This window comes from Niveispirillum sp. FG148, assembly GCF_057809655.1.
Genome location: NZ_JBMDKJ010000033.1, coordinates 47,307 through 68,407 on the forward strand (window position 1 = coordinate 47,307; position 21,101 = coordinate 68,407).

Here is a 21,101-nt window from a genome sequence, read left to right on the forward strand (position 1 = left end):
ACGCATTGGCGGCGCCCCGCCATCGGATCGCCGCCTCGCCGGCTATTGCAGGTTCACGAACATGCCGCCATCGACCAGCAGCGCCGCACCCGTGACGTAACGGGCCATGTCCGACGCCAGGAAGATGATGGGCCCGGCCAGGTCGTCCGGCTCGCCCAGGCGGCCCAGCGGCACACGGCTTTCCATATAGCGGCGCTTGTCGGCGTCGGCCAGATCATCCTTGTTGATGTCGGTCAGGATGGTGCCCGGCAGCACGGAATTGCAGCGGATGCCGTGCCGGCCCAGCGCGATGGCGGCCGATTGCATCAGCGAATGCACACCCGCCTTGGTCGGCGTGTAATGGGTCTGAAACTCCCCCCCGACCAGGGCGGAGATGGAGGAGACGGCGACGATGGCGCCCCCCCGCCCCTGCTCCACCATGCGGTTGGCGGCTGCCTGCACCATGTAATAGGCGCCGTGCAGATTGACGCGCATGGTGCGTTCGAAGGTGGATGCCGGCATGTCCAGGAAGCCATGGAACGGGCAGATGCCGGCATTGCTGACAAAGACATCGACCCCGCCCAGGGCGTCGACGGCGGCCGCGACGAAGCGCTTCGCGCTGTCGGCATCGGCAACGTCGCCCTGCACGGCGATGGCACGGCGGCCCAGCGCCTGGATCTCCGCCAGCAGGCTGTCCATGGCCGGGCCATCGCGCAGGTCCAGCACGGCCACATCGGCCCCCTGCCGCGCCGCCGCCAGGGCCGCCGCCCGGCCGATGCCGGCCGAACCGCCCGTGATCAGCACCACCTTGTCATCCAGCAACCGCACCTTATGGTTCCTCCGTTTCACTGTTCCTCAGGCGCCGGCGCCGCCATCCGGCGGCTTGGCTTCACGCGGCACGCGCCGCGCGGCGGCGGTCGCCGCCGGACCATCGCCTGCAGACGCGGCCGATGGTCTGATCACCCTGTCCTCAACCCGCCTTTGGCGCCTTTGCCCTTTCCGACCAGCCCAGTTCGCCGCTGATTTCCGCGGCCACGGCCCGCACGTCGCGGGTCAGGGCGGCCATGCGTTCGTCGCTCATATATTGCGCAGCACTCGATACGCTGAAGGCGGCCACGATCCGGCCCGAGGCGTCGCGGATGGGGGCGGCGACGCAGCGGATCAGATCCTCATTCTCCTGCAAATCAAAGGCGTAGCCGCCATCGACATAGCGGTGCATGCGGTCCTGCCAGACGCTATAGTCGGCCTTGATGCGGGCACCCGACTGGTCCAGGTCGAACAGCTGCTTCCACCGCGTCGGGCCATCATCCAGCAGCAGGGCCTTGCCCATGCCGGTGGAGGTCAGCGGGTGGCGGTCGCCGACCCGGCTGCTGATTTCCACCCGCCGCCGGCCGGGAATCTTGTCCAGGTACAGCGCGCGGTCGCCATCGACCACCCCCAGATGCACCGTATCCTCCGTCTCCGCCGCCAGCCGTTCCAGATGCGGGCGCGCCATCTGCACGATGTCGATCTGCGACCGGGCCAGGAAGCCCAGTTCCAGCAGCTTCGGCCCCGACTGGTAACCCAGGCGCGGCGTGAAGGTCAGATAGCGCCGGTCGATCAGGGCCTGGGCCAGCCGATGCGTCGTCGACCGCGTCAGCCCCAGCCGGGCCGACAGATCGGCCAGCGAGATCGGCCCATCCACCACCGCCTCGATCACGTCCAGCCCCCGCAGCAGGGTCTGGCTGCCCGATGGCGTCTTGGCCCCGGATGCGCTTTCGGCCGATTCAGCATTTGACGGATGTCGTCCCATTTATTAGCATGCTTTCCTATAATGTGGAACAATCCGGATGACAAGCGCTTCCGTAAGGATCACTTGTCCCAGCACAAGCCACACGATACCACATGTTGGGAATTCCAACGCGGGTTAATCGCCAGGGAGGCCCCGTTCCGGGTCGAAACTTTATGACTTTATCCCGTATCAAGCATGTCCGGGCCTTCACCGTGCGCGGCGGCGGCGCCGATTACCATGATCAGGGCGCCGGCCACTGGATCGACGACCATATCGCCACGCCCATGTCGCGTTATCCGGAATACCGGCAGAGCCGGCAGAGCTTCGGCATCAATGTGCTGGGCACGCTGGTGGTGGAGATCGAGGCCGAGGATGGCACCGTGGGCTTTGCCGTGACCACGGGCGGGGAGCCTGCGGCCTATATCGTGGAAAAGCATCTTTCCCGCTTCCTGGAAGGCCGCAACCCGGCCGAATATGAGAAGATCTGGGACCAGATGTATTTCTCCACCCAGTATTATGGCCGCAAGGGGCTGGTGGTGAACGCCATTTCCGGCGTCGACCTGGCGCTGTGGGACCTGCTGGGCAAGCTGCGGGGCGAGCCGGTGCACCAGCTGCTGGGCGGGGCCGTGCGGGACGAGCTGCAATTCTACGCCACGGGCGCCCGGCCCGATCTGGCCAGGGAGATGGGCTTCATCGGCGGCAAGCTGCCCCTGCACCATGGCCCGGCCGAGGGGCTGGAAGGGTTGCAGAAGAATATCGATCTGCTGGCCGACATGCGGGCCAAGGTCGGGCCCGATTTCTGGCTGATGTATGATTGCTGGATGGCGCTGGACGTGGATTACGCCACCCGGCTGGCACACCGCGCCTGGCATGAATGCGGCCTGAAATGGATCGAGGAGGCGATCAGCCCCGACGATTACTGGGGCTATGCCGAGCTGAAGCGCAAGGTGCCGGCCGGGCTTCTGGTAACCACGGGCGAGCATGAGGCCACGCGCTGGGGCTTCCGCATGCTGCTGGAGATGGAATGCTGCGACATCATCCAGCCCGATGTGGGCTGGTGCGGCGGCATCACCGAACTGCTGAAAATCTCCGCGCTGGCCGATGCGCGTGGCAAGATGGTCGTGCCGCACGGGTCATCGGTCTATTCCTATCACTTCGTCATCACCCGCCATAACTCGCCCTTTGCCGAGTTCCTGATGATGCATCCCGGTCCCACAGAGGTGGTGCCCATGTTCGCCCCGCAATTGCTGGGCGAACCGGTGCCGCAGAATGGCCGGATCAAGCTTTCCGCCCTGGATCAGCCGGGCTTCGGGGTTGAGCTGAACCGCGACATCCCGATGCACCGCCCCTACACGCATTGAGAGACAGATCATGAAACTTTGCCGATTTGGTTCCCGTGGTTCGGAAAAGCCGGGCCTGGTGGATGCGCAGGGCAATTTGCGCGACCTGTCCGGCCACATCGCCGACATCACGCCCGACAGCCTGACCCCGGCGGGTCTGGCCGCCATCGCCGCCATCGACCCGGCCAGCCTGCCCAAGGTGGAAGGCAGCCCGCGTTACGGCATCCCCATCAATGGCGTGCGCAAATTCATCGCCGTGGGGCTGAATTTCGCCGACCATGCGGCGGAAAGCAACCTGCCCATCCCCGCCGAGCCGGTGCTGTTCACCAAGGCCATCAGTTGCCTGAACGGCCCCAACGACCCGGTCATGCTGCCCAAAGGGTCGGTCAAGACCGACTGGGAGGTGGAGCTGGGCGTCGTCATCGGCAAGACGGCGCGCTATGTCGAGGAAGCCGACGCCCTGGACCATGTCGCGGGCTATGTCCTGATCAATGACGTGTCGGAGCGCGAGTTCCAGATCGAACGCGGCGGCACCTGGGACAAAGGCAAGGGCTGCGACACGTTCGGCCCCGTCGGCCCCTGGGTGGTGACGGCGGACGAGGTGGGTGACCCACAGAACCTGTCCATGTGGCTGGAGGTAAACGGCAAGCGTGTGCAGGATGGCAACAGCCGCACCATGATCTTCACCATCCGCCAGTTGGTCGCCTATATCAGCCGCTTCATCACCCTGGAACCGGGCGATCTGATCACCACGGGCACCCCGCCCGGCGTGGGCATGGGGCAAAAGCCGTCACCGATCTTCCTGAAGGCCGGCGATACCATGCGCCTGGGCATCGAAAAGCTGGGCGTGCAGCAGCAAACCGTCATTCCCTTCGACCCGGCGGGGGTATCGGCATGAGCGTGTTCGCAGGGCGGTTCGCCGGGCGGACCGCCATTGTCACCGGTGCCGCGTCCGGCCTGGGGCTGGACGTGGCGCGCCGCATCATCGCAGAGGGCGGCCGTGCCGCCCTTTGGGACCTGAATGCCGAACAGGTCGATCAGGCCCGCCGGGAGATCGGCGCCGACCATGCCGAGGCCTTGGACGTGTCCGACCCCGACGCGGTCGCCGCCGCCGCGGCATCGACGGTCGCGGCCCTGGGTAGCGTCGATATCCTGGTCTGTTCGGCCGGCATCACGGGCGCCACGGTGCCCGTGCATGAATTCCCCATCGACAGCTGGCGGCGCACGGTCGACATCAATCTGAACGGCATCTTCTATTGCTGCCGCGCATTGGTGCCGCACCTGATCGCCAATGGCTATGGCCGCATCGTCAATGTGGCGTCTGTGGCCGGCAAGGAGGGCAACCCCAACGCGTCGGCCTATTCCGCGTCCAAGGCCGGGGTGATCGGCTTTACCAAGTCGCTGGGCAAGGAACTGGCGACCAAGGGCGTCATCGTGAACGCCATCACGCCTGCCACCTTCGACAGCCCCATCCTGGATCAGCTTCCGCAAAGCCAGATCGACTATATGCGCTCCCGCATCCCCATGGGCCGGCTGGGCCAGGTGGCGGAAAGCACGGCCATGATCTGTTTCATGGCATCGGAGGAGTGCAGCTTCACCACCGCGTCGACCTTCGATACGTCGGGGGGGCGGACGACATATTGAGGGGGGGTGGCTTGCGCTCTCTCTCTTGCTCTCTCCCGTCACCCCGGCGAAAGCCGGGGCCCAGCGTAGAGCGGCGTCTGCCGCGATAAGAGTCATATCGGCGCTAACCGCGCCTCACGCTGGGTCCCGGCTTTCGCCGGGATGACGGAGAGAGAGGGGGAGAAAGAGAAAGAGAAAGAGAAGACAGCCAACCCGCACCCAACCAAAAACCAAGGACGCCGCCCACCCAAGAAAGGCAGCGCCAGGGAGGAAACAGAGCCGTGGCAGAATTGCCCTTCATCGATGCCCATGTCCATTTCTGGGACCTGGCGCATCTGCGCTATGACTGGTTGTCGCCGCCCTTCAGCGATACCGGGCCCAATGGCGATGTCAGCGCCATTGCCGCGACCTACCTGCCCGCCCATTACCGGGCGGAGGCCGGGCGGTGGAAGCCCATCGGGGTGGTGCATGTGGAAGCCGGCGCCGGCCCCGCCCAGTCGCTGGCGGAAACCGACTGGCTGAACAAACTGGCCGATGGCGACGGGCTGCCCACGGCCATGATCGCCTGCGCCGCGCTGGATGCCCCCGATGTGGAGGGGCTGCTAGCCGCGCTCGCGTCCCGACCGCGCGTGCGCGGGGTGCGCCATATCGTCAACTGGCACCCCGATCCGGGCCGCACCTATACGGCCCGCGACATCACGGGCGATGCAGCCTTCGCGCGCGGCTTCGCGCTGCTGGAAAAATACGGCCTGTCCTTTGACCTGCAGGCCTATCCGGGGCAGTTCCCCACGCTGGCCCGCCTGATCGCCCGCCATCCCGCTGTGCCAATCATCATCAACCATGCCGGCATGGGCGTGGATCTGGACGCGGCCGGCCGGGCGGCATGGCGCAACGGGATGGCGGCGCTCGCGGCCCTGCCGCAGGTGTCGGTGAAGCTGTCGGGGATGGGTTTCGCTTTCCGGCCGTTTGAGGCGCGCGCCGCCCGCGACCGGGCGCGGGAGGTGATCGACCTGTTCGGGCCGGACCGGGTGATGGTCGCCAGCGATTTTCCCACCGACCGGCTGTTCGCGCCGTTCGATGTGACCATGGACGCGCTGGCCGATGCAATGTCCGACCTGTCCCAAGCCGACCGGCGCGCCCTGTTCGCCGGCAATGCCAACCGCATCTACCGGCTGGGCCTGTCCCTGCCGACGGGAGAAACGCCATGAATGCCAATCCCTTGCTGGGCGTCGTCTTCCATTGGCTGGGCGGCCTGTCATCGGCCAGCTTCTATGTCCCCTATCGCGGCGTGCGCCGTTGGTCGTGGGAGATCTACTGGCTGACGGGCGGGCTGGTTTCCTGGCTGATCGCGCCCTGGTTCTTCGCCTCCATCCAGACCCGCGACCTGCTGGGCGTGCTGGCGCAGACGCCCACGCCGACCCTGCTCTGGCCCGTCTTCTTCGGCATGCTGTGGGGGTTCGGCGGGCTGACCTATGGCTTGACCATGCGCTATCTGGGCCTGTCGCTGGGCATGGCGGTGGTGCTGGGCCTCTGTACCGTTTTCGGCACCCTGATCCCGCCGCTGTTTCAGGGCGATTTCGCGGCCAAGCTGCTGGACAGTGCCAGCGGCCGCATCATCCTGCTGGGTCTGCTGGTCACCTGTGCCGGCATCGCCACGGTAGCGCTGGCCGGCGCGCGCAAGGATGCGGCCTTGTCCGACGATCAAAAGAAGGCGGCCGTGGCCGAGTTCGACTTCGTGAAGGGCATCGCGGTCGCCATCTTCTCCGGCATCATGTCGTCCTGCTTTGCCTTCGGGCTGGCGGCGGGGGAACCGGTGAAGGCGCTGTCGGCGGCCGCCGGCACCGGCCCGCTCTGGACCGGGTTGCCGGTGCTGTGTCTGGTGATGTTCGGCGGGTTGATCACCAATGCCGTCTGGTGCGGCATCCTGATCATCCGCAATGGCAGTGCCGGGCAATGGCTGGGCCGGTCGGCCGAGGGCGGCCGGGAGGCACCGCCCTTGCTGGCCAATTTCCTGCTCTGCGCCCTGGCCGGGGCCGCCTGGTATTTCCAGTTCTTCTTCTACACCATGGGTGAAAGCCAGATGGGCGCCTATGGCTTCTCCTCCTGGACGTTGCACATGGCCTCCATCATCATTTTCGGCACGCTCTGGGGTTTTGCCTTCCGGGAATGGAAGGATGCGCGGCCGGGGGTGCGGCGGCTGGTCTGGACGGGTGTGGCCCTGCTGATCGGCGCCACCATCATCATCGGCTATGGCAATTCACTGGGGGCATAGGGCATGCGGATGCGGTTCCCCCTGGCGCTGGCGGCATTGCTGCTGCTGGTCCCGCCGGCCGTTCCGGCGGCCCCGGCGACCTATGCCAACCCCATCCTTTACGCCGATTATTCCGACCCGGACCTGATCCGGGTGGGGTCGGATTATTATATGGTGGCGTCCAGCTTCCACCTGTCGCCGGGCATCCCCGTGCTGCGCTCTCGCGATCTGGTGCATTGGACCCTCGTCGGCCATGTCCTGCCCCGGCTGCCCTTCGACCCCGCCTATGACATGCCGGGGCCGTTCCAGCTGGACGACACCAGATCCAAGCCCGTGGGCGGCACCCGCTATGCCTCTGGCGTCTGGGCCCCGTCCATCCGCCACCATGCCGGCCGCTTCTACGTCTACTGGGCCACGCCGGATGAGGGCGTGTTCATGGCGACGGCGGAGAAGGCGGAAGGGCCGTGGACCCCACCCGTGAAGGTCATCGATAAGCCGCGTCTGGAGGACCCCTGCCCCTTCTGGGATGAGGATGGCACGGCCTGGCTGGTGCATTCGGTGGTGGGGGCCGGCCCCCTGATCCTGCACCGCATGGCGCCCGACGGGAAAAGCGTGCTGGATGACGGCACCATCATCGTCCAGGACAAGGAAAAGCTGCCCATCCTGGAAGGGCCGAAACTGTACAAGCGCGATGGCTGGTACATCATCCTGGCCCCCTTTGGCGGGGTGGAAAAGGGCGCACAGGTGGCCCTGCGGTCGCGCAATATCCACGGTCACTATGAGGCGCAGGTGGTGTTGAGCCAGGGCACGACCGCGCTGGAAGGGCCGCACCAGGGCGGCTGGGTGGAAACCCCGTCGGGCCAAAGCTGGTTCGCGCATTTCAACAGCACGGGCGCCTTCGGCCGCATCGTGCATCTGCAGCCCGTGGAATGGATCGATGGCTGGCCCGTGATGGGCGACCGGATCGCCGGCACCTATGGCGGGCAGCCGGTGGCGACCCATACGCTGCCCGACACCGGGTCCGCCCCCACGCGCGACCGGCTGCAGGACAATGACGAGTTCACGACCGCGACACTGGGTCCGCAATGGTCCTGGAACCATAATCCCGATGATCGGGCGTGGAGCCTGTCGGCGCGGCCGGGCTTCCTGCGCCTTGCCGCCGGTCGGGCCGACCATCTGACCACCGCGCGCAATACCTTGACCCAGATCCTGCAGGGCCCGGAAAGCCGGATCACGGCGCGGCTGGATGCGTCGGGACTGGCCGACGGGCAGCGGGCGGGCCTGTCGCTGTTCGGCGTGCGGCCCAGCTGGATCGGGCTGGTGCGCGAGGATGGGGTCACCCGCATCACGCTGGCCGACCAGGGGGTGGAGACACCCGGCCCCGTCGTGGCCCCGACCTTCATCCAGTTCCGGGCGACGGTGACCCCGGACCAGAAGGTCCGCTATGCCTACAGCCTGAATGACGGCGACAGCTTCACCAGCATGGGCGAGCCCATCCCGCTGGCGCGGTTTTCCTGGTGGAAGGGCTCCCGCCCCGCCCTGTTCAGTTTCAACAAGCGCCGGGCCGGCGGCCATGTCGATATCGACTGGCTGCATGTGGAGGTGACGCGATGAGTGTGAATTTAAGTCGCCGCAGCGTCCTGGCCGGTGCCGCCGCCCTGACCCTGGCCCATCCGTCTTTGGCACAGGAGCACGCCCGCGCCGACGCCCCCCGCTTTACGACATCCGACGCCGGATGGCAGGCCGCCTATGACAAGGCGCTTTCGGTGCTGGCGGCCAATGTCCAGACCATGCCCTATATCAGCCGGCCCGTGCTGATCGAAGGGTCGGTCTATCGCGGTATCTGGCAGGAATGCGGCCCGCATGAGGCCTTGGTCTATCGCAAATTCCGCCCCGATGTGGCCCGCGACAGCCACCTGACCTTCTTCGAATTGCAGCGCGCCGACGGCCAGCTGCCCGCCAACAACAAGGTGACGGAAACCGGCTTCGGCCAGATTCAGATGGTGGTGCCCATCGCCGCCACCGCCTGGGAACTGGCCCGCGCCACGGGCGATGCGGAGCTGCTGGAGGCAGCCTACCGCGCCTGCGCCGCCTGGGATGGCTGGCTGCTGCGCCATCGCAATACGCGGGGAACGGGCCTGGTGGAGGGGTTCTGCACCTATGATACCGGCCATGATAACAGCCCCCGCTGGGCCGGCATGCCCAACCAGTGTCCCAACAAGGATGCGCGCCGCCATCACGATATTCCGGGCCTGCCGCGCCTGTGCCCCGACCTGTCGGCCACCATGGTCGGCGCCCGCCGCGCCATGGCTGACATGGCGCGTGCGCTGGGCAAGGGGGGCGAGGCCGACCGCTGGACCGAACAGGCCGAGGCCCTGCGCGGCCTGATCCTGTCGAAGCTCTATGCCGCCGACGATGCCGCCTTCTATGACCTGGACGCGGAAGGCCGGTTCGTGCGCGTGCGGTCGGATGTCATCACCCGCGTCTGCGGCGAACATGTGCCCGATCAGGCCCTGTTCGACACGATCTGGGAACGACAACTGCATAATCCCAAGGCGTTCTGGGGCCCCTACCCGCTGTCTTCCATCGCCATGGACGATCCCGCCTTCGTCCGGCCCATCCCGGCCAATAGCTGGGGCGGGGCGTCACAGGGGTTGACGGCGCTGCGGGCCGGACGCTGGATGGACCATTACGGCCGGGCGGCGGAATTCACCGCCATGATGGAGGCCTGGTGTAAGGCGATCATGGCCGACATGAGTTTCCGCCAGCAGGTGGACCCGATGACGGGCGCCTTCACAGGTGGGGAGGATCGGCCCGATTATTCCCCCACGGCGCTGGTGATGATCGATTATACGTGGCGGCTGCTGGGCGTGGTCGAAACGCCCGACGACCTGCACTGGAACATCCGCCCCGCCCACCGCGCGGCCAAGGGCGCGCGGCTGTCCTTGCCCCTGGATGGCGGCGGGTCGGCGGTTGTGACCTATGACGGCAAAGGCGCCGACCTGACCCTGTCGGGCAAGCCCGTGGCCCGGATTGAGGGCGGTGCCGCGCGGTTGATCACCGACCGGACGGGCAGGCCAAAGGCCCTGGTCGGGATCGAAACGACGCCGCAGCACCCGACCCTGCGCGTGCCCGGCGGGCAGGCGCGGAAGCTGTCGGTGCGTGGCAATCAGCGGCTGGCGGTGTAGGATTCTGAAAATTGTCATCGTCCCGCCGACATTGAAGCACTTTCCCCGTCATCCCGGCGCAAGCCGGGACCCAGGGGCCACGGGATCAAGCGTCGATATGGCGTCCGTGGCCGCTGCCGACAGGTCGGGCCTCTGGCTCCTGGGTCCCGGCTTTCGCCGGGATGACGGAAAGAGTAAGCCCTAGTCCTTCACCCCCCCACCCCCACCGGAACCCATCATGATCATCTCCTCCCCTCAGGATTTCCGTGAAGCGGCGCGGCGGCGGTTGCCGCGGTTCCTGTTCGACTATGCCGATGGCGGGGCGAATGCGGAGGAGACGCTGCGCCGCAATGTGTCGGACCTGTCCGGCATCGCCCTGCGTCAGCGGGTGCTGCGCGATGTCAGCGACATCAGCCTGGGTACGCGCCTGTTCGGGCAGGATTTCAGCATGCCCGTCGCCCTGGGACCTGTGGGCATTTCCGGCATGTACCGGCGACGGGGAGAGGTGCAGGCCGCCCGCGCCGCCAACAAGGCCGGCCTGCCCTTCACCCTGTCCACCGTCTCGCTCTGTTCGCTGACCGAAGTGGCGGCGGGGACCGACGGGCCGCTCTGGTTCCAGCTGTATGTCATCCGCGACCGGGGTTTCATGCGCGACCTGCTGGCCACAGCCAAGGCGCAAGGCGCCAAGGCCCTGGTCTTCACGGTCGACATGCCCGTGCCCGGTGCGCGGTATCGTGATGCCCATTCCGGCATGTCCGGCCCCCATGCGCCGCTGCGCCGGGTGTGGCAGGCCATGACCCATCCCGGCTGGGCCTGGGATGTCGGCCTGCTGGGGCGCCCGCACAAGCTGGGCAACCTGGAACCGGTGCTGGGCGCCAAAAGCGGCATGAATGATTATATGGGCTGGCTGGGGGCCAATTTCGATCCGTCCATCTGCTGGGCCGATCTGGACTGGATCCGCCAGGGCTGGGACGGGCCCTTGATTATCAAAGGCATCCTGGACCCTGACGATGCCCGCGCCGCCGCCGATATCGGGGCAGACGGCATTGTCGTCTCCAACCATGGCGGACGGCAGCTGGACGGGGTCATGTCATCCGCCCGCGCCCTTCCCGCCATCGCCGATGCCGTGGGCGACCGGCTGACCGTGCTGGCCGATGGCGGCGTGCGGTCCGGCCTGGACGTGGTGCGCATGCTGGCGCTGGGGGCAAAGGGCGTGCTGCTGGGCCGCGCCTGGCTCTATGCCCTGGCGGCAGGCGGAGAGGCGGGCGTGGCGCAATTGCTGGAATTGTTCGCCAAGGAAATGCGCGTCGCCATGGCCCTGACCGGCACCAGCAGCATCGCGGAGATCGACCGGTCGGTTCTGGCATAGGCTGTCGGGCAAAAAAACCCCCGCCCGTTGCCGGGCGGGGGTGCAGTTCAGCAGTCTGAGGGGTAACCCAAATCAGAACCGCGCCTTGGCCGTGACGCCATAGGTGCGGGGACGCGAAAGCTGGCCCAGATCCTGGCCGGTGGCCGAGCCGGACCATTTGGCATCGGCATATTCGCTGAAATACTGCTTGTCGGTCAGGTTCTTGACATAGGCCGTCAGCGACCAGTTCTGGTAATTGACGCCGGCGCGCAGGTCGACCAGCGTGATCGACTTGCGATAGTCGATATTGTCGGCCGTATAATACTGCTTGCCGCGGTGATCGATGTCGAAGCGCAACATGCCCTCGACCTCGTCCGTGATGTCAAACTTGTACTGGCTGCCGGCATTCAGCGTGAACTTGGTGTTGTTCGGCAACTGGTTGCCGATATAGGACTTGCTGCCGTCGAAATTCTTGATTTCGCTGTCGGTCACGCCCAGGCCGCCGAACAGGTCCCAGCCGCGGGCCAGACGCGCCTGCGCTTCCAGTTCCAGGCCGTTCAGATTGGCGCTGCGCACATTGTCGATGATCTGCGCACCGGCCACCAGATCGACCTTGAAGATCTGCGCGTTCTTCAGCTTGGTATGGAAGGCGGAGCCGTTCAGCACCAGACGGCCATCGGCCAGCGTCGCCTTGAACCCGGCCTCGTAATTGGTCGTGGTTTCCTTGGCGAAGATGGCGGGCGTGACCGTGGGCGCGTTGAAGCCGCCGGACCGGAAGCCGGTCGAATATGTCGCGTAGGTCATCACCGCGTCGGTCCACTTGTACTTGGCGGTGAATTTCGGCTGCCACTTGGTGAAGACCTTGTCGCGCACGGCCTTGTTGCGCAAAAGGTCGGTCTGTTCGCGGTCATCGGCGTCAAAACGCAGGGCCGCCGACAATTCCAGCTTTTCCGTCAGATCAAAGGCGCCCTGGCCGAAAATGGCATAGGCGTCGTTGGAATTGCTTTCATCGCCGAACACCAGCAGCGGGGTGAAGCCGGCGATGGTGCCGTTATTGTCCAGGAAGACGGTGGTCTTCAGGTCGCGGTTGGTGTGCAGGTAATAGGCGCCGGTGATCCAGCGGAAGGGCTGGTCGCTGGGGGAGGTCAGGCGAACCTCCTGGCTCAGCATGTCGACGTCCAGATCCTGGCCCTGGCCCAGCACCTTGGCCGAGGAGAAGTCCAGATCGCCGCGATAGCTTTCCGTCACCGTGCTGTAGGCGGTGATGGCGGTCAGGGCCGCGGGGCCGAAATCCCAGTCGATCTTCAGCGAGAAATCGTCCATGTCGCGGGAGCTTTCGCCCAGGACATTCTCGTTCGGCTTGATATAGGTGGCGTTCGACAGGCCCGTCGTGCCGAACTGGCTATAGAGCACGGCGCCGCCATCGGTGCGCGACAGGGACGCGCGGGCATCGACGGAGATGTTTTCCGTGGCAAGCCAGGTGGCCTGCAGGCGGCCCGTCTTGTCCTCGTAGGCATCGGCCTTCTTGTTCAGGAAGACATTGTTGATGAAGCCGTCGCTGTTCTGATAGCTGGCGGCAGCGCGGAACAGCAGCTTGTCCTGCACGATGGGGCCACCCACGGCGGCCGTGGCCGACCAGGTGTCGCCATTGCCGTAACCGATCTCCGCCGAGCCCTCCATCTTGTCCTTGGGCTGGCGGGTGATGATGTTGATGGCACCGCCGATGGAGTTGCGGCCATAGAGCGCGCCCTGCGGGCCCTTCAGCACTTCGATCCGTTCGATATCGAAGAATTGCTGGGTCAGCTGCTTCTGGTTGGCCTGCGGCACGCCGTCAACCACGACCGCCACCGACGGGTCGTTATTGTTGATCTGGGAGATGCCGCGCACGGTGACGAAGCTGTTGCCGACCGTGAAGGACTGCACCATGCGGATATTGGGCGACAGCGAGATGAAATCCTCGGCCGTCTTGATGCCCGCATCCTCGATGGCGGCGGCGGAGAAGGCGGTGACGGAAACCGGCACCTCCTGCAGCTTCTCCGCCCGCTTCTGTGCCGTCACGATGATTTCTTCCAGCACCAGCCCGTCCTCGGCCATGGCCGGCACCACCAGGGCCAGGCCGGCCAGCGAGCCGGTGAGTACGCGCTGCATCAGGCGCCGCTGCATTTGAAACCGTCCCATGTGCATCCCCATGCTCTGTTCAGTTTGTTTGGCGGCTTTGGTGTCAGGGCCAATCCACATCTTGACGTGTGGTGTCCGGCAGGCGTCTGAACTTTGCCGCTATCCAGTGTCATCTTCCCGAAACATCCGCCCCACCGTCAAAGCGGGGGGTGGGTAGTGCCCGGCCCCCTGACGGGTAGCGACGGGTGGGTGGGTGTTCCCTGCTATCCCTTCCCCGTCATCCCGGCGAAAGCCGGGACCCAGGGGCCACAAGATCAAACCTCACCGCAGCGTGGATCAAAGCGGCGGAAAGGTCGGGCTTTGGGCCCCTGGGTCCCGGCTTTCGCCGGGATGACGGGAAAGGGACATTTCACCTTAAACTTAAGCCCTCACCCCTCACCCCTCACCCCACCAACCCCTCGATCGGCAGATAGTCGCTGTCGATGCCAAACGCGCGGGGGCCGAAGGTGGCGAGCGCCGCATCCGTGCGCATGACGGGCGGCACGCTGACGCCCACCACCTTGACCCGCGCCCCGTATTTCAGGGTTTCAGTGGTGATGGGTTCGGCCGATTCCGCGTCCAGCACGCAGACAAGGTCTGGCACCATGCACAGGAAATCGTCCCCGCGCTTGACCGTCAGATATTCGTTGCGGAAGACGATCTCCGTCGGCACCCCGTCCGGATCGCCGAAGGGCTGCACCAGCACCCGGCCGAAATTGAAGCCGTCGCGCGTCTCCCGCTTGATGTCCACCACCTTGCCTTCGGCCAGCACGCTGGCATGGCGCGGTTCGGGCATGGTGCGCAGGAAATCCAGCAGCCCCTGCACCGGGTCGGCCCGGCCGCGCCGCGCCTCGGCAATGGCCCGGCCGATATCCAGCGCCAAGGTCAGGGTGCCCGGCACGCCCGCCGCCTTCAGGTCCGCCCCTGACATCGGGTAAATGGCCAGATGCGCGGCGCCGGCCATGGCCATGACGGTGGACCGGGCCAGCTGTTCGGCGAAATGGTTGCTTTCCACCTCGAACGTCACGCTTTCACAGCGGTCATTGGTCATGACGAAGGGCGAGGCCTTCAGCCCATAGATGTTGAAGGTCACCATCTGCAATTCGGGAAAGGCCCGGCCCATGCCATCGGCATCGACAATGGGCAGACCCGTGCGCGCGGCCAGGATCAGCGGCAGGGTGGCATTGATGCCGCCGCTTTCGATGCAGGTCAGGGCATCGGCCTTGCGACCCAGCAACCCTTCCAGCTTGGCCAGCGCCGTTTCCAGCGCCTCGATCTTGGGCGCGCGTTCCAGCATCACCGACGGGGCGCCGATGGCGGCGATGGGGATGACCAGGGCGTCGTCGGCCACCTCCGCCGGTTTGACGATGGTGATGGTACGGCCGTTTTCCATTTCCTGCTTCAGCAGCAGGCGACCGACATAGGGGTCCCCACCCCCGCCCGTGCCCAGAAAGGCCGCACCGCGGGTGAAATCGATCAGGTCGTTGATGGTGATCTGCATGGTTTGCTCCTGAAGGGGGCGGCGCTGTGCTGTGCGGAGGGTTGGGGGGTGGGGGGACGTGCTCTCTTCTCCCGTCATCCCGGCGAAAGCCGGGACCCAGGGGCCACAGGGGCAACCGTCGACGCTGCGTCGATCAAAGCTGCTGAGAGGTCGGGCGCCTGGCCCCTGGGTCCCGGCTTTCGCCGGGATGACGGATAAAATCAGCAGATGTCTCCCCCTCACCCCGCCCCCGTCGCCAGTTCGCCCACGGCCTTGGCGCGCACGCGCATGGCGTTGCCGGGCATGTAGGCGACGGGGGTTTCTTCCACCTCCATCACCCGCACCGTGGCCGGATCGGCGCCGGCACTGACGGCGGCGTCCACCGCTTCGGCCTTGGCACTTTCCAAGGCGGCGTCACGGCCTACGCGGTCATAGAAATGGATGCGGTCGGCCTCCCCGCCCACCTGGGCCATGGCGGCACCGATGGCGTTGGCCACACCGGCATGTTCGGGGATGTGCAGCTCCGACACCCCGGCCAGCGGGCGCGACACCAGCACGCCGCCGCCCCCCACCAGGATGACGGGCACGGCCGTGGCGCTGGTCTTCATGCGGTCGATGGCGGCCTCCACCATGGCGTGGATCACATCCACGGCCTGGCCGACCAGGGCCCGGTCCAGCCCGGCGACGGCGGACGCATTGCCGATGTCGGGCCGGCCGGCGGCCACGGCGATGTCGGTGGCGGTCAGGATGTCGCCGCCAAACACCAGACCCTTGGTGATCAGGTCATAGCCGACGCTGCGCGGGCCGACGGTCACGGACCCGTCCGGCTGGCGCACGACCAGACTGCCGCCGCCCAGGCCGATGGAATGAAGGTCGGGCATGCGGAAATTGGTGCGCACCCCGCCGACATCGATGGCCATGGAGGTTTCGCGCGGATAGCCATGGGCCAGCACGCCGACATCGGTGGTGGTGCCGCCAATATCGACGACGATGGCATCCTGCAGCCCCGACAGCCAGGCAGCCCCGCGCATGGAATTGGTCAGACCCGAGGCGAAGGTCAGCACGGGGAACCGTTCCACATGGTCGGCCGCCATGATGGTCCCGTCATTCTGGCTGATATAGAAGGGGCAGGAAATCGACAGTTTCTGCAGGGCCGAGCGGAAGGCCCCCACCACATGGCCCGACATGGAAGAGAGCGCCGCATTCATGATGGCGGCATTTTCCCGCTCAATAATGCCCATGCGGCCGACCTCGCTGGACAGGGTGATATGCACATCGGGGATCAGGTCGCGCAGGATGGCGGCCGCCTTCTGTTCCATCGCGTCATTGATGGGGGAGAAGGCGCAGGAAATGGCGACATGGCGCAGGCCCTTGCGCTGGATATCGCGGGCAGCATCCTCGATTTCGCCCGCATCGAAGGGGGCGATTTCCCGCCCGTCAAATTCATAGCCGCCATGGGCCCAATAGATATGATTGCCGATGACCGCGGTCAGGTCCGACGGCCAGTCGATCATGGGCCGGACAGAGGTGTTGGACGGCAGCGACAGGCGCAGCACCGCCACCTCCATCAACCGCCGCCGTTCGATGAAGGCGTTGGTGAAATGGGTGGTGCCGATGGTGACCTGGGTGATGGCGCCCGGCGGCACGGCAGCCTGGGCCAGCACGCCGCGGATGGCCAGCACCACGCCCGTGCCGACATCATCCGTGGTCGGCGTCTTCAGGGCCGCGATCACCTTGCCTTCGTGAATGATCACGGCGTCGGTATTCGTGCCCCCGACATCCACCCCTATGCGCATCGCGCCGCTCCCTGCTGATTGGGTTCCTGATGCCGATGATGACGAAGGGTCGCCCGGCCAGCGACAGGGGCCGGGGGTAGGGTCGGGGATGGTGATGGGTAGCAGGAACGGGTCGGGAAAGGGCGATGCCGGGTCGGTGGCTGTCAGCCCCGGACCAGCCCGCGCTGGGTCGCGGCGGCGATGGCATCGGCGCGCGAGGTGACGTCCAGCTTGGCGAAGATGCGCTTCAGATGGAATTTCACGGTATTCTCCGATAGGCCCAGATGCCAGCTGATCAGCTTGTTGGAATGGCCCTGGCAAAGCTGCTGCAGCACGGCCAGTTCGCGCGCGCTCATGCCATCGGCGCCGGTCGCGCCCTCTTCTGCCGCCGGGCTGTCCAGCAGGCCGGACAGCAGTTCCGCCCGCCCGTCCCCCGCCCCCGCGGCCCCCGCCAGACCCAGTTGCAGCAGCGGCTCCATGGGCACCGCCAGGTCCAGCAGCAGACGCGGCAGCCGTTCCGCCACGATCAGGTCCAGGGCATTGGACAGATGGCCCGCCGCCTCCCCCTGGTCGCCGCGCTGCTGACAGGCGGCCGCGATCAGCACGTCCAGGCGGGCCTGGTCAAACCGTCGGTCCCGCGCGGCGCAGGCGGTGCGCAGACCGGGCAGGAATTTCAGCGCCGCTGCCGCCCGGCCCGCCGCCAGATGCCATTGCGCCAGCGCCGTGCCCAGCGCCATGGACAGGCGCCAGTCGCCGGGTGCCTGGGCGCGGCGCTGCTTTTCCTCCAGCCGGGCCTGACGCACCCAGGCATCCGCCTCCTCCCCCGCCCCCACCGACAGCAGCAGATCCAGCTTCCAGGCGGCGGCCAGTGCCGACAGGCCGGACAGGCCGCGCTTGCCGGCATTCGCCTCGGCATGGTCCAGCACGGCCTGGGCCGCCGCCCGACGACCTTGCGTTAAATCCAGGGCCATGGCCGTGCGATAGGCCACGGCATAGACATCCATCCAGCCATCATGCGTCTCGATGGCGTCCAGCGCCGCCGTGATCCAGCCCTGCGCTTCGGGCAGATCATTGCGCCAATACTGGATATGGCCCAGCAGGCAGGAACCGATGGCGCGCAGCGCGCTGTCGGCGCCGTAATAGGCCTCGGCCGTCACCATGGCATCGCGCAGGATGCGCTCCGCCTCGCCCACCTGGCCGCGGTAGAAATGGCTCTGCGCCAGATGGAAGGCGAAATATGTCGCCCCCAGGACGGACCCGGCGGCCTGCATCTCCGCCCGGCCCCGCCGGCTTTCGCGTTCGGCCATGGCGAAATCGGCGGTGCCCAGATCGGCCACCGCGGCGGCGGCGCGCAGCGTGGCGCGGCCCAGGGCGTCGCCCGCCGGCAAGGCGGCGATATCGGCCGTCAGGGCGGCGCGCCAGGCCGGATCGTCCACCTGATCGGCATAGGTGCGCAACAGCGCCTCCACGACGCGCTGATCATGTCTTGTATCGTCGCCGCCCAGGATGGCCGCCTGATCCACCAGCCGGCGCGCCTGTTCCAGGTCGCCCAGCTTCATATGCAGATAGCCCTGGGTCAGCAGCAGGACGGGGGAGGTCTGCACGACATCATCGCTGAAATTGGTCAGCAGGTTGCGGGCAAAGCCGATGCCGCCGCCCAGGATGATGCGCCAGCCGCCGGCCGCGGCCACCAGATCGATGGCCTGGGCCAGATCGCCACCCTTCTGCGCGTGGCGCACGGCGTCCAGCGTCTGGCCCTGGGCCGCCAGATGGCGGGCGGCACGGCGGTGCAGCGCGTTCATGCCGCCCGACCCGCGCTGCAACAGCCGCTGGCGCAGGTAATCGGCGAACATATGGTGATACCGGAACCATTCCCGCCCGCCATCCAGCGGCACCAGCAGTGCATCCAGCCGGGCCAGACGGGCCAGCAGGGCGTGGCTGTCGTCCCGCCCGCGCACGGCATCGGCCAGATCGCCGTCGAACCGTTCCAGGATGGCGGTCTCCACCAGGAAATCCGCCAGTTCCGGTTCCAGATCGCCCAGCACCTGTTCCAGCAGGTACCGCGCCACCTCCACCGTGCGGCCGGAAAATCCGGAGATCAGCTGCCGCCGGTCGCCGCCCCGTTCCAGCCACAGCTTGGCCAGCTGGATGGCGACGGGCCAGCCTTCCGTCCGCGCATGCAGCAATTCAAGGTCCGCCGGGGCCAGATCTGCCGGGAACAGGGCCACCATCTGGGCTGCCGTCAGGCGCAGGTCGGCCGCCTCCAGGCTGGTGACCAGGCCGCGCGCCTCCATCCCCGCCATGGCGATGCGCGGCCGTTCCCGCCCGCTGATCACCAGATTGAAATGCGGGCCGGCCTGGCGCACCAGCCGTTCCAGCACCCGGTCGACATCGGCCGATTTCACCCGGTGCAGATCGTCCAGGATCAGGGTCAGGCGCCGTGGCGCGCGCTGGATGAAATGCAGCAGGCTCAACAGCGTGGTGTCGGTGTCGGCCTGGGACAGCTGCTGTTCGGCCACGCGCGGCAGGGACCCCAGTTCCAGCCCCGCCTGGGCCACGGCCAGGATCAGATGGGCGACAAAGCGCGTCACCTCGCTGTCATCCTCGTCCAGGGTCAGCCAGGCCGCCGCACTGTCCGGGCCCTGGCGCAGGGTCTGCCACAACTGGGTCAGCAGCGTGGTCTTGCCGAAGCCGGGTGGGGAAATGACCAGCAGCAGCGGCGAGGCCGCCGGCCCCAGCATGCGCGCCAGCAGATCAGTGCGCGCCACCGTCTCCACCCGCAATCCCGGCGGGGCCAGCCGCCCGATCAGGCTCCAATCCTCCTCGGCGGGGTGGGAGGTGGTTTGGGGCGAGGGCGACGATGTCGGCTGCATGCGGGTTCCCGCGGGGTGACGGCGACGGGGCGGATGCCTTCGCATGTATCACCAAGGCCTGGGTGCCGCCAGGGGGGATGGCGGGTGGGGGCAGCCACGTCCGATGGGTGACGCCACCTCAATATTGGTGAACAATCCACTAGATATCACCATCTTTACAGGAAATATGCCAAGGCCTTATCCTCTTGGATGATGATGGCTCCATCCATTCCTGCCCAACATGCGGGCGGCATATGAGGTTTAACCGTGCCCCGCACTTTGACGCAGTATCGTATTTTCATTGCCTCGCCGGGTGGGCTGGAACAGGAACGTGAGCGCTTCCGGACGCGGCTTCTTTCCTTCACGGAGAAGCATGCGGAGCCCAACGGCGCGCTCTATCACCCTGTCGGCTGGGAGGAGACGCTGCCCAGCGCCGGTCGGCCACAGGAATTGATCAACGAGGACTTGCGCCAATGCGACTTCGCGGTCTTCGTGCTGCATAACCGTTGGGGCACGTCCAGCGGGCCGGACTATACGTCCGGCACAGAAGAGGAGTGGCATGTCGCGGAAAAACTCTATGAAGAGGGAAAGATCCGCAACATTATGCTCTTCTTCAAGAAGGTCGATGACGCTCAATTGAAGGATCCAGGGCAGCAGTTACAGAAGGTTCTGGATTTCAAAGCGAAAATTGAAAGTGGTCGGAAATATCTCTTCAAGGCCTATTCGGGTATCGACGACTTCGATGATATTCTGGAGAAGCATCTTGCCGGCTTCCTGCGTGACCATCAGCGGTCAACCAATCCAGACGCAAATCCGGAGTCGGCCCTGGATTATACGCCGAAAGACGATAAGGGCGTAAAAGGGGCGCCGTCACCCGATCCCGGCTTCGACTTCTGGATGAAGAGTGCCAACGATTCCTTATATGAGACCAAGCCCGCAGACCCGGCCGGCGCCCTGTTCTGCGCGCGCCGGGCCATCGGTGCCGCCGGCCCGGATGGTTTGAAGCAAGCCAAGGCCTGGCTTCGGGCCGCTGTCGCCGAACGCGAGCTTGGTCAGCTTGACGATTCCTTGAACAGCTGCTCAAGGGCTATTGACCTGCTGCCCCGTCCGACGACAGCAGATACGCGAACGGAACTGGTATCTGCCCTTTTCGGCAAGGCCTATACGCTCGGCACCATGGGCCGTCGCGAGGAAGAGATCGCCGGCTATGAAGATGTGGTTTCGCGGTTTGGCACCGCAACCGAGCCCGCGATCCGGGAACAGGTCGCCAAGGTGCTTCGGAACAAGGGAGTTGCCCTCGGCACACTGGGCCGCAGTGAGGAGGAGATCCGTGTCTACGATGATCTCCTGGCCCGCTT

Annotated in this window: 15 protein-coding genes; 9 read left to right on the forward strand and 6 right to left on the reverse strand. The window is 66.2% G+C overall.

Annotated elements, in window-relative coordinates:
- Positions 1–42: 42 nt before the first annotated feature.
- Both lra1 and ACODTW_RS24170 read right to left on the reverse strand, forming a co-directional pair.
- Positions 43–807, reverse strand: coding sequence for an L-rhamnose 1-dehydrogenase Lra1 (gene lra1 / locus ACODTW_RS24165; protein ID WP_488948690.1), 765 nt, complete (start codon positions 805–807; stop codon positions 43–45).
- Between the two features lie 142 nt (positions 808–949).
- Positions 950–1,771: an IclR family transcriptional regulator gene (locus ACODTW_RS24170; protein ID WP_488948691.1), complete on the reverse strand. Its 822-nt coding sequence runs from the start codon at positions 1,769–1,771 to the stop codon at positions 950–952.
- A gap of 152 nt (positions 1,772–1,923) precedes the next feature.
- On the opposite strand from ACODTW_RS24170, the gene rhmD reads away from it, so the two are divergent.
- From rhmD to lldD, 8 genes are all read left to right on the forward strand, one after another.
- Complete coding sequence (gene rhmD, locus ACODTW_RS24175; protein ID WP_488948692.1) at positions 1,924–3,111, forward strand: L-rhamnonate dehydratase; 1,188 nt, start codon at positions 1,924–1,926, stop codon at positions 3,109–3,111.
- Positions 3,112–3,121: 10 nt separating this feature from the next.
- Positions 3,122–3,988 carry a 2,4-didehydro-3-deoxy-L-rhamnonate hydrolase gene (locus ACODTW_RS24180; RefSeq protein WP_488948693.1) on the forward strand — a complete coding sequence of 289 codons (867 nt, stop codon included), beginning with the start codon at positions 3,122–3,124 and terminating at the stop codon, positions 3,986–3,988.
- A complete protein-coding gene (locus ACODTW_RS24185) occupies positions 3,985–4,734 on the forward strand; it encodes an SDR family NAD(P)-dependent oxidoreductase (protein ID WP_488948694.1) in 750 nt (249 codons plus the stop codon). Before ACODTW_RS24180 ends, ACODTW_RS24185 begins: the two co-directional genes overlap by 4 nt.
- 260 nt (positions 4,735–4,994) lie before the next feature.
- Positions 4,995–5,921, forward strand: coding sequence for an amidohydrolase family protein (locus ACODTW_RS24190; protein ID WP_488948695.1), 927 nt, complete (start codon positions 4,995–4,997; stop codon positions 5,919–5,921).
- Positions 5,918–6,985, forward strand: a complete 1,068-nt coding sequence (gene rhaT, locus ACODTW_RS24195) for an L-rhamnose/proton symporter RhaT (RefSeq protein WP_488948696.1) — start codon at positions 5,918–5,920, stop codon at positions 6,983–6,985. Before ACODTW_RS24190 ends, rhaT begins: the two co-directional genes overlap by 4 nt.
- A gap of 3 nt (positions 6,986–6,988) precedes the next feature.
- On the forward strand, positions 6,989–8,578 hold the full coding sequence (locus tag ACODTW_RS24200) for a glycoside hydrolase family 43 protein (protein ID WP_488948697.1): 1,590 nt from the start codon (positions 6,989–6,991) through the stop codon (positions 8,576–8,578).
- On the forward strand, positions 8,575–10,152 hold the full coding sequence (locus ACODTW_RS24205; RefSeq protein WP_488948698.1) for an MGH1-like glycoside hydrolase domain-containing protein: 1,578 nt from the start codon (positions 8,575–8,577) through the stop codon (positions 10,150–10,152). The genes ACODTW_RS24200 and ACODTW_RS24205 overlap by 4 nt, the downstream gene beginning before the upstream one ends.
- A gap of 217 nt (positions 10,153–10,369) precedes the next feature.
- The gene (lldD, locus tag ACODTW_RS24210) at positions 10,370–11,500 is read left to right on the forward strand and encodes an FMN-dependent L-lactate dehydrogenase LldD (protein WP_488948699.1); all 1,131 of its coding nucleotides are present in this window, start codon (positions 10,370–10,372) and stop codon (positions 11,498–11,500) included.
- A 72-nt stretch (positions 11,501–11,572) separates the two neighbouring features.
- On the opposite strand, the gene ACODTW_RS24215 is transcribed toward lldD, so the two are convergent.
- The 4 genes from ACODTW_RS24215 to ACODTW_RS24230 all read right to left on the reverse strand — a co-directional run bounded on the left by ACODTW_RS24215 (position 11,573) and on the right by ACODTW_RS24230 (position 19,764).
- Positions 11,573–13,657 carry a TonB-dependent receptor gene (locus tag ACODTW_RS24215; RefSeq protein WP_488948700.1) on the reverse strand — a complete coding sequence of 695 codons (2,085 nt, stop codon included), beginning with the start codon at positions 13,655–13,657 and terminating at the stop codon, positions 11,573–11,575.
- A 382-nt stretch (positions 13,658–14,039) separates the two neighbouring features.
- The gene (locus ACODTW_RS24220; protein ID WP_488948701.1) at positions 14,040–15,137 is read right to left on the reverse strand and encodes an S-methyl thiohydantoin desulfurase family protein; all 1,098 of its coding nucleotides are present in this window, start codon (positions 15,135–15,137) and stop codon (positions 14,040–14,042) included.
- 218 nt (positions 15,138–15,355) lie between these two features.
- The gene (locus ACODTW_RS24225) at positions 15,356–16,912 is read right to left on the reverse strand and encodes a hydantoinase/oxoprolinase N-terminal domain-containing protein (RefSeq protein WP_488948702.1); all 1,557 of its coding nucleotides are present in this window, start codon (positions 16,910–16,912) and stop codon (positions 15,356–15,358) included.
- Between the two features lie 143 nt (positions 16,913–17,055).
- Positions 17,056–19,764, reverse strand: coding sequence for a helix-turn-helix transcriptional regulator (locus ACODTW_RS24230; protein ID WP_488948703.1), 2,709 nt, complete (start codon positions 19,762–19,764; stop codon positions 17,056–17,058).
- A 246-nt stretch (positions 19,765–20,010) separates the two neighbouring features.
- Here ACODTW_RS24230 and ACODTW_RS24235 point away from each other — a divergent pair.
- Positions 20,011–21,101, forward strand: a 1,091-nt coding sequence (locus tag ACODTW_RS24235) for a DUF4062 domain-containing protein (RefSeq protein WP_488948704.1), incomplete at its 3' end; no start/stop codon positions are given.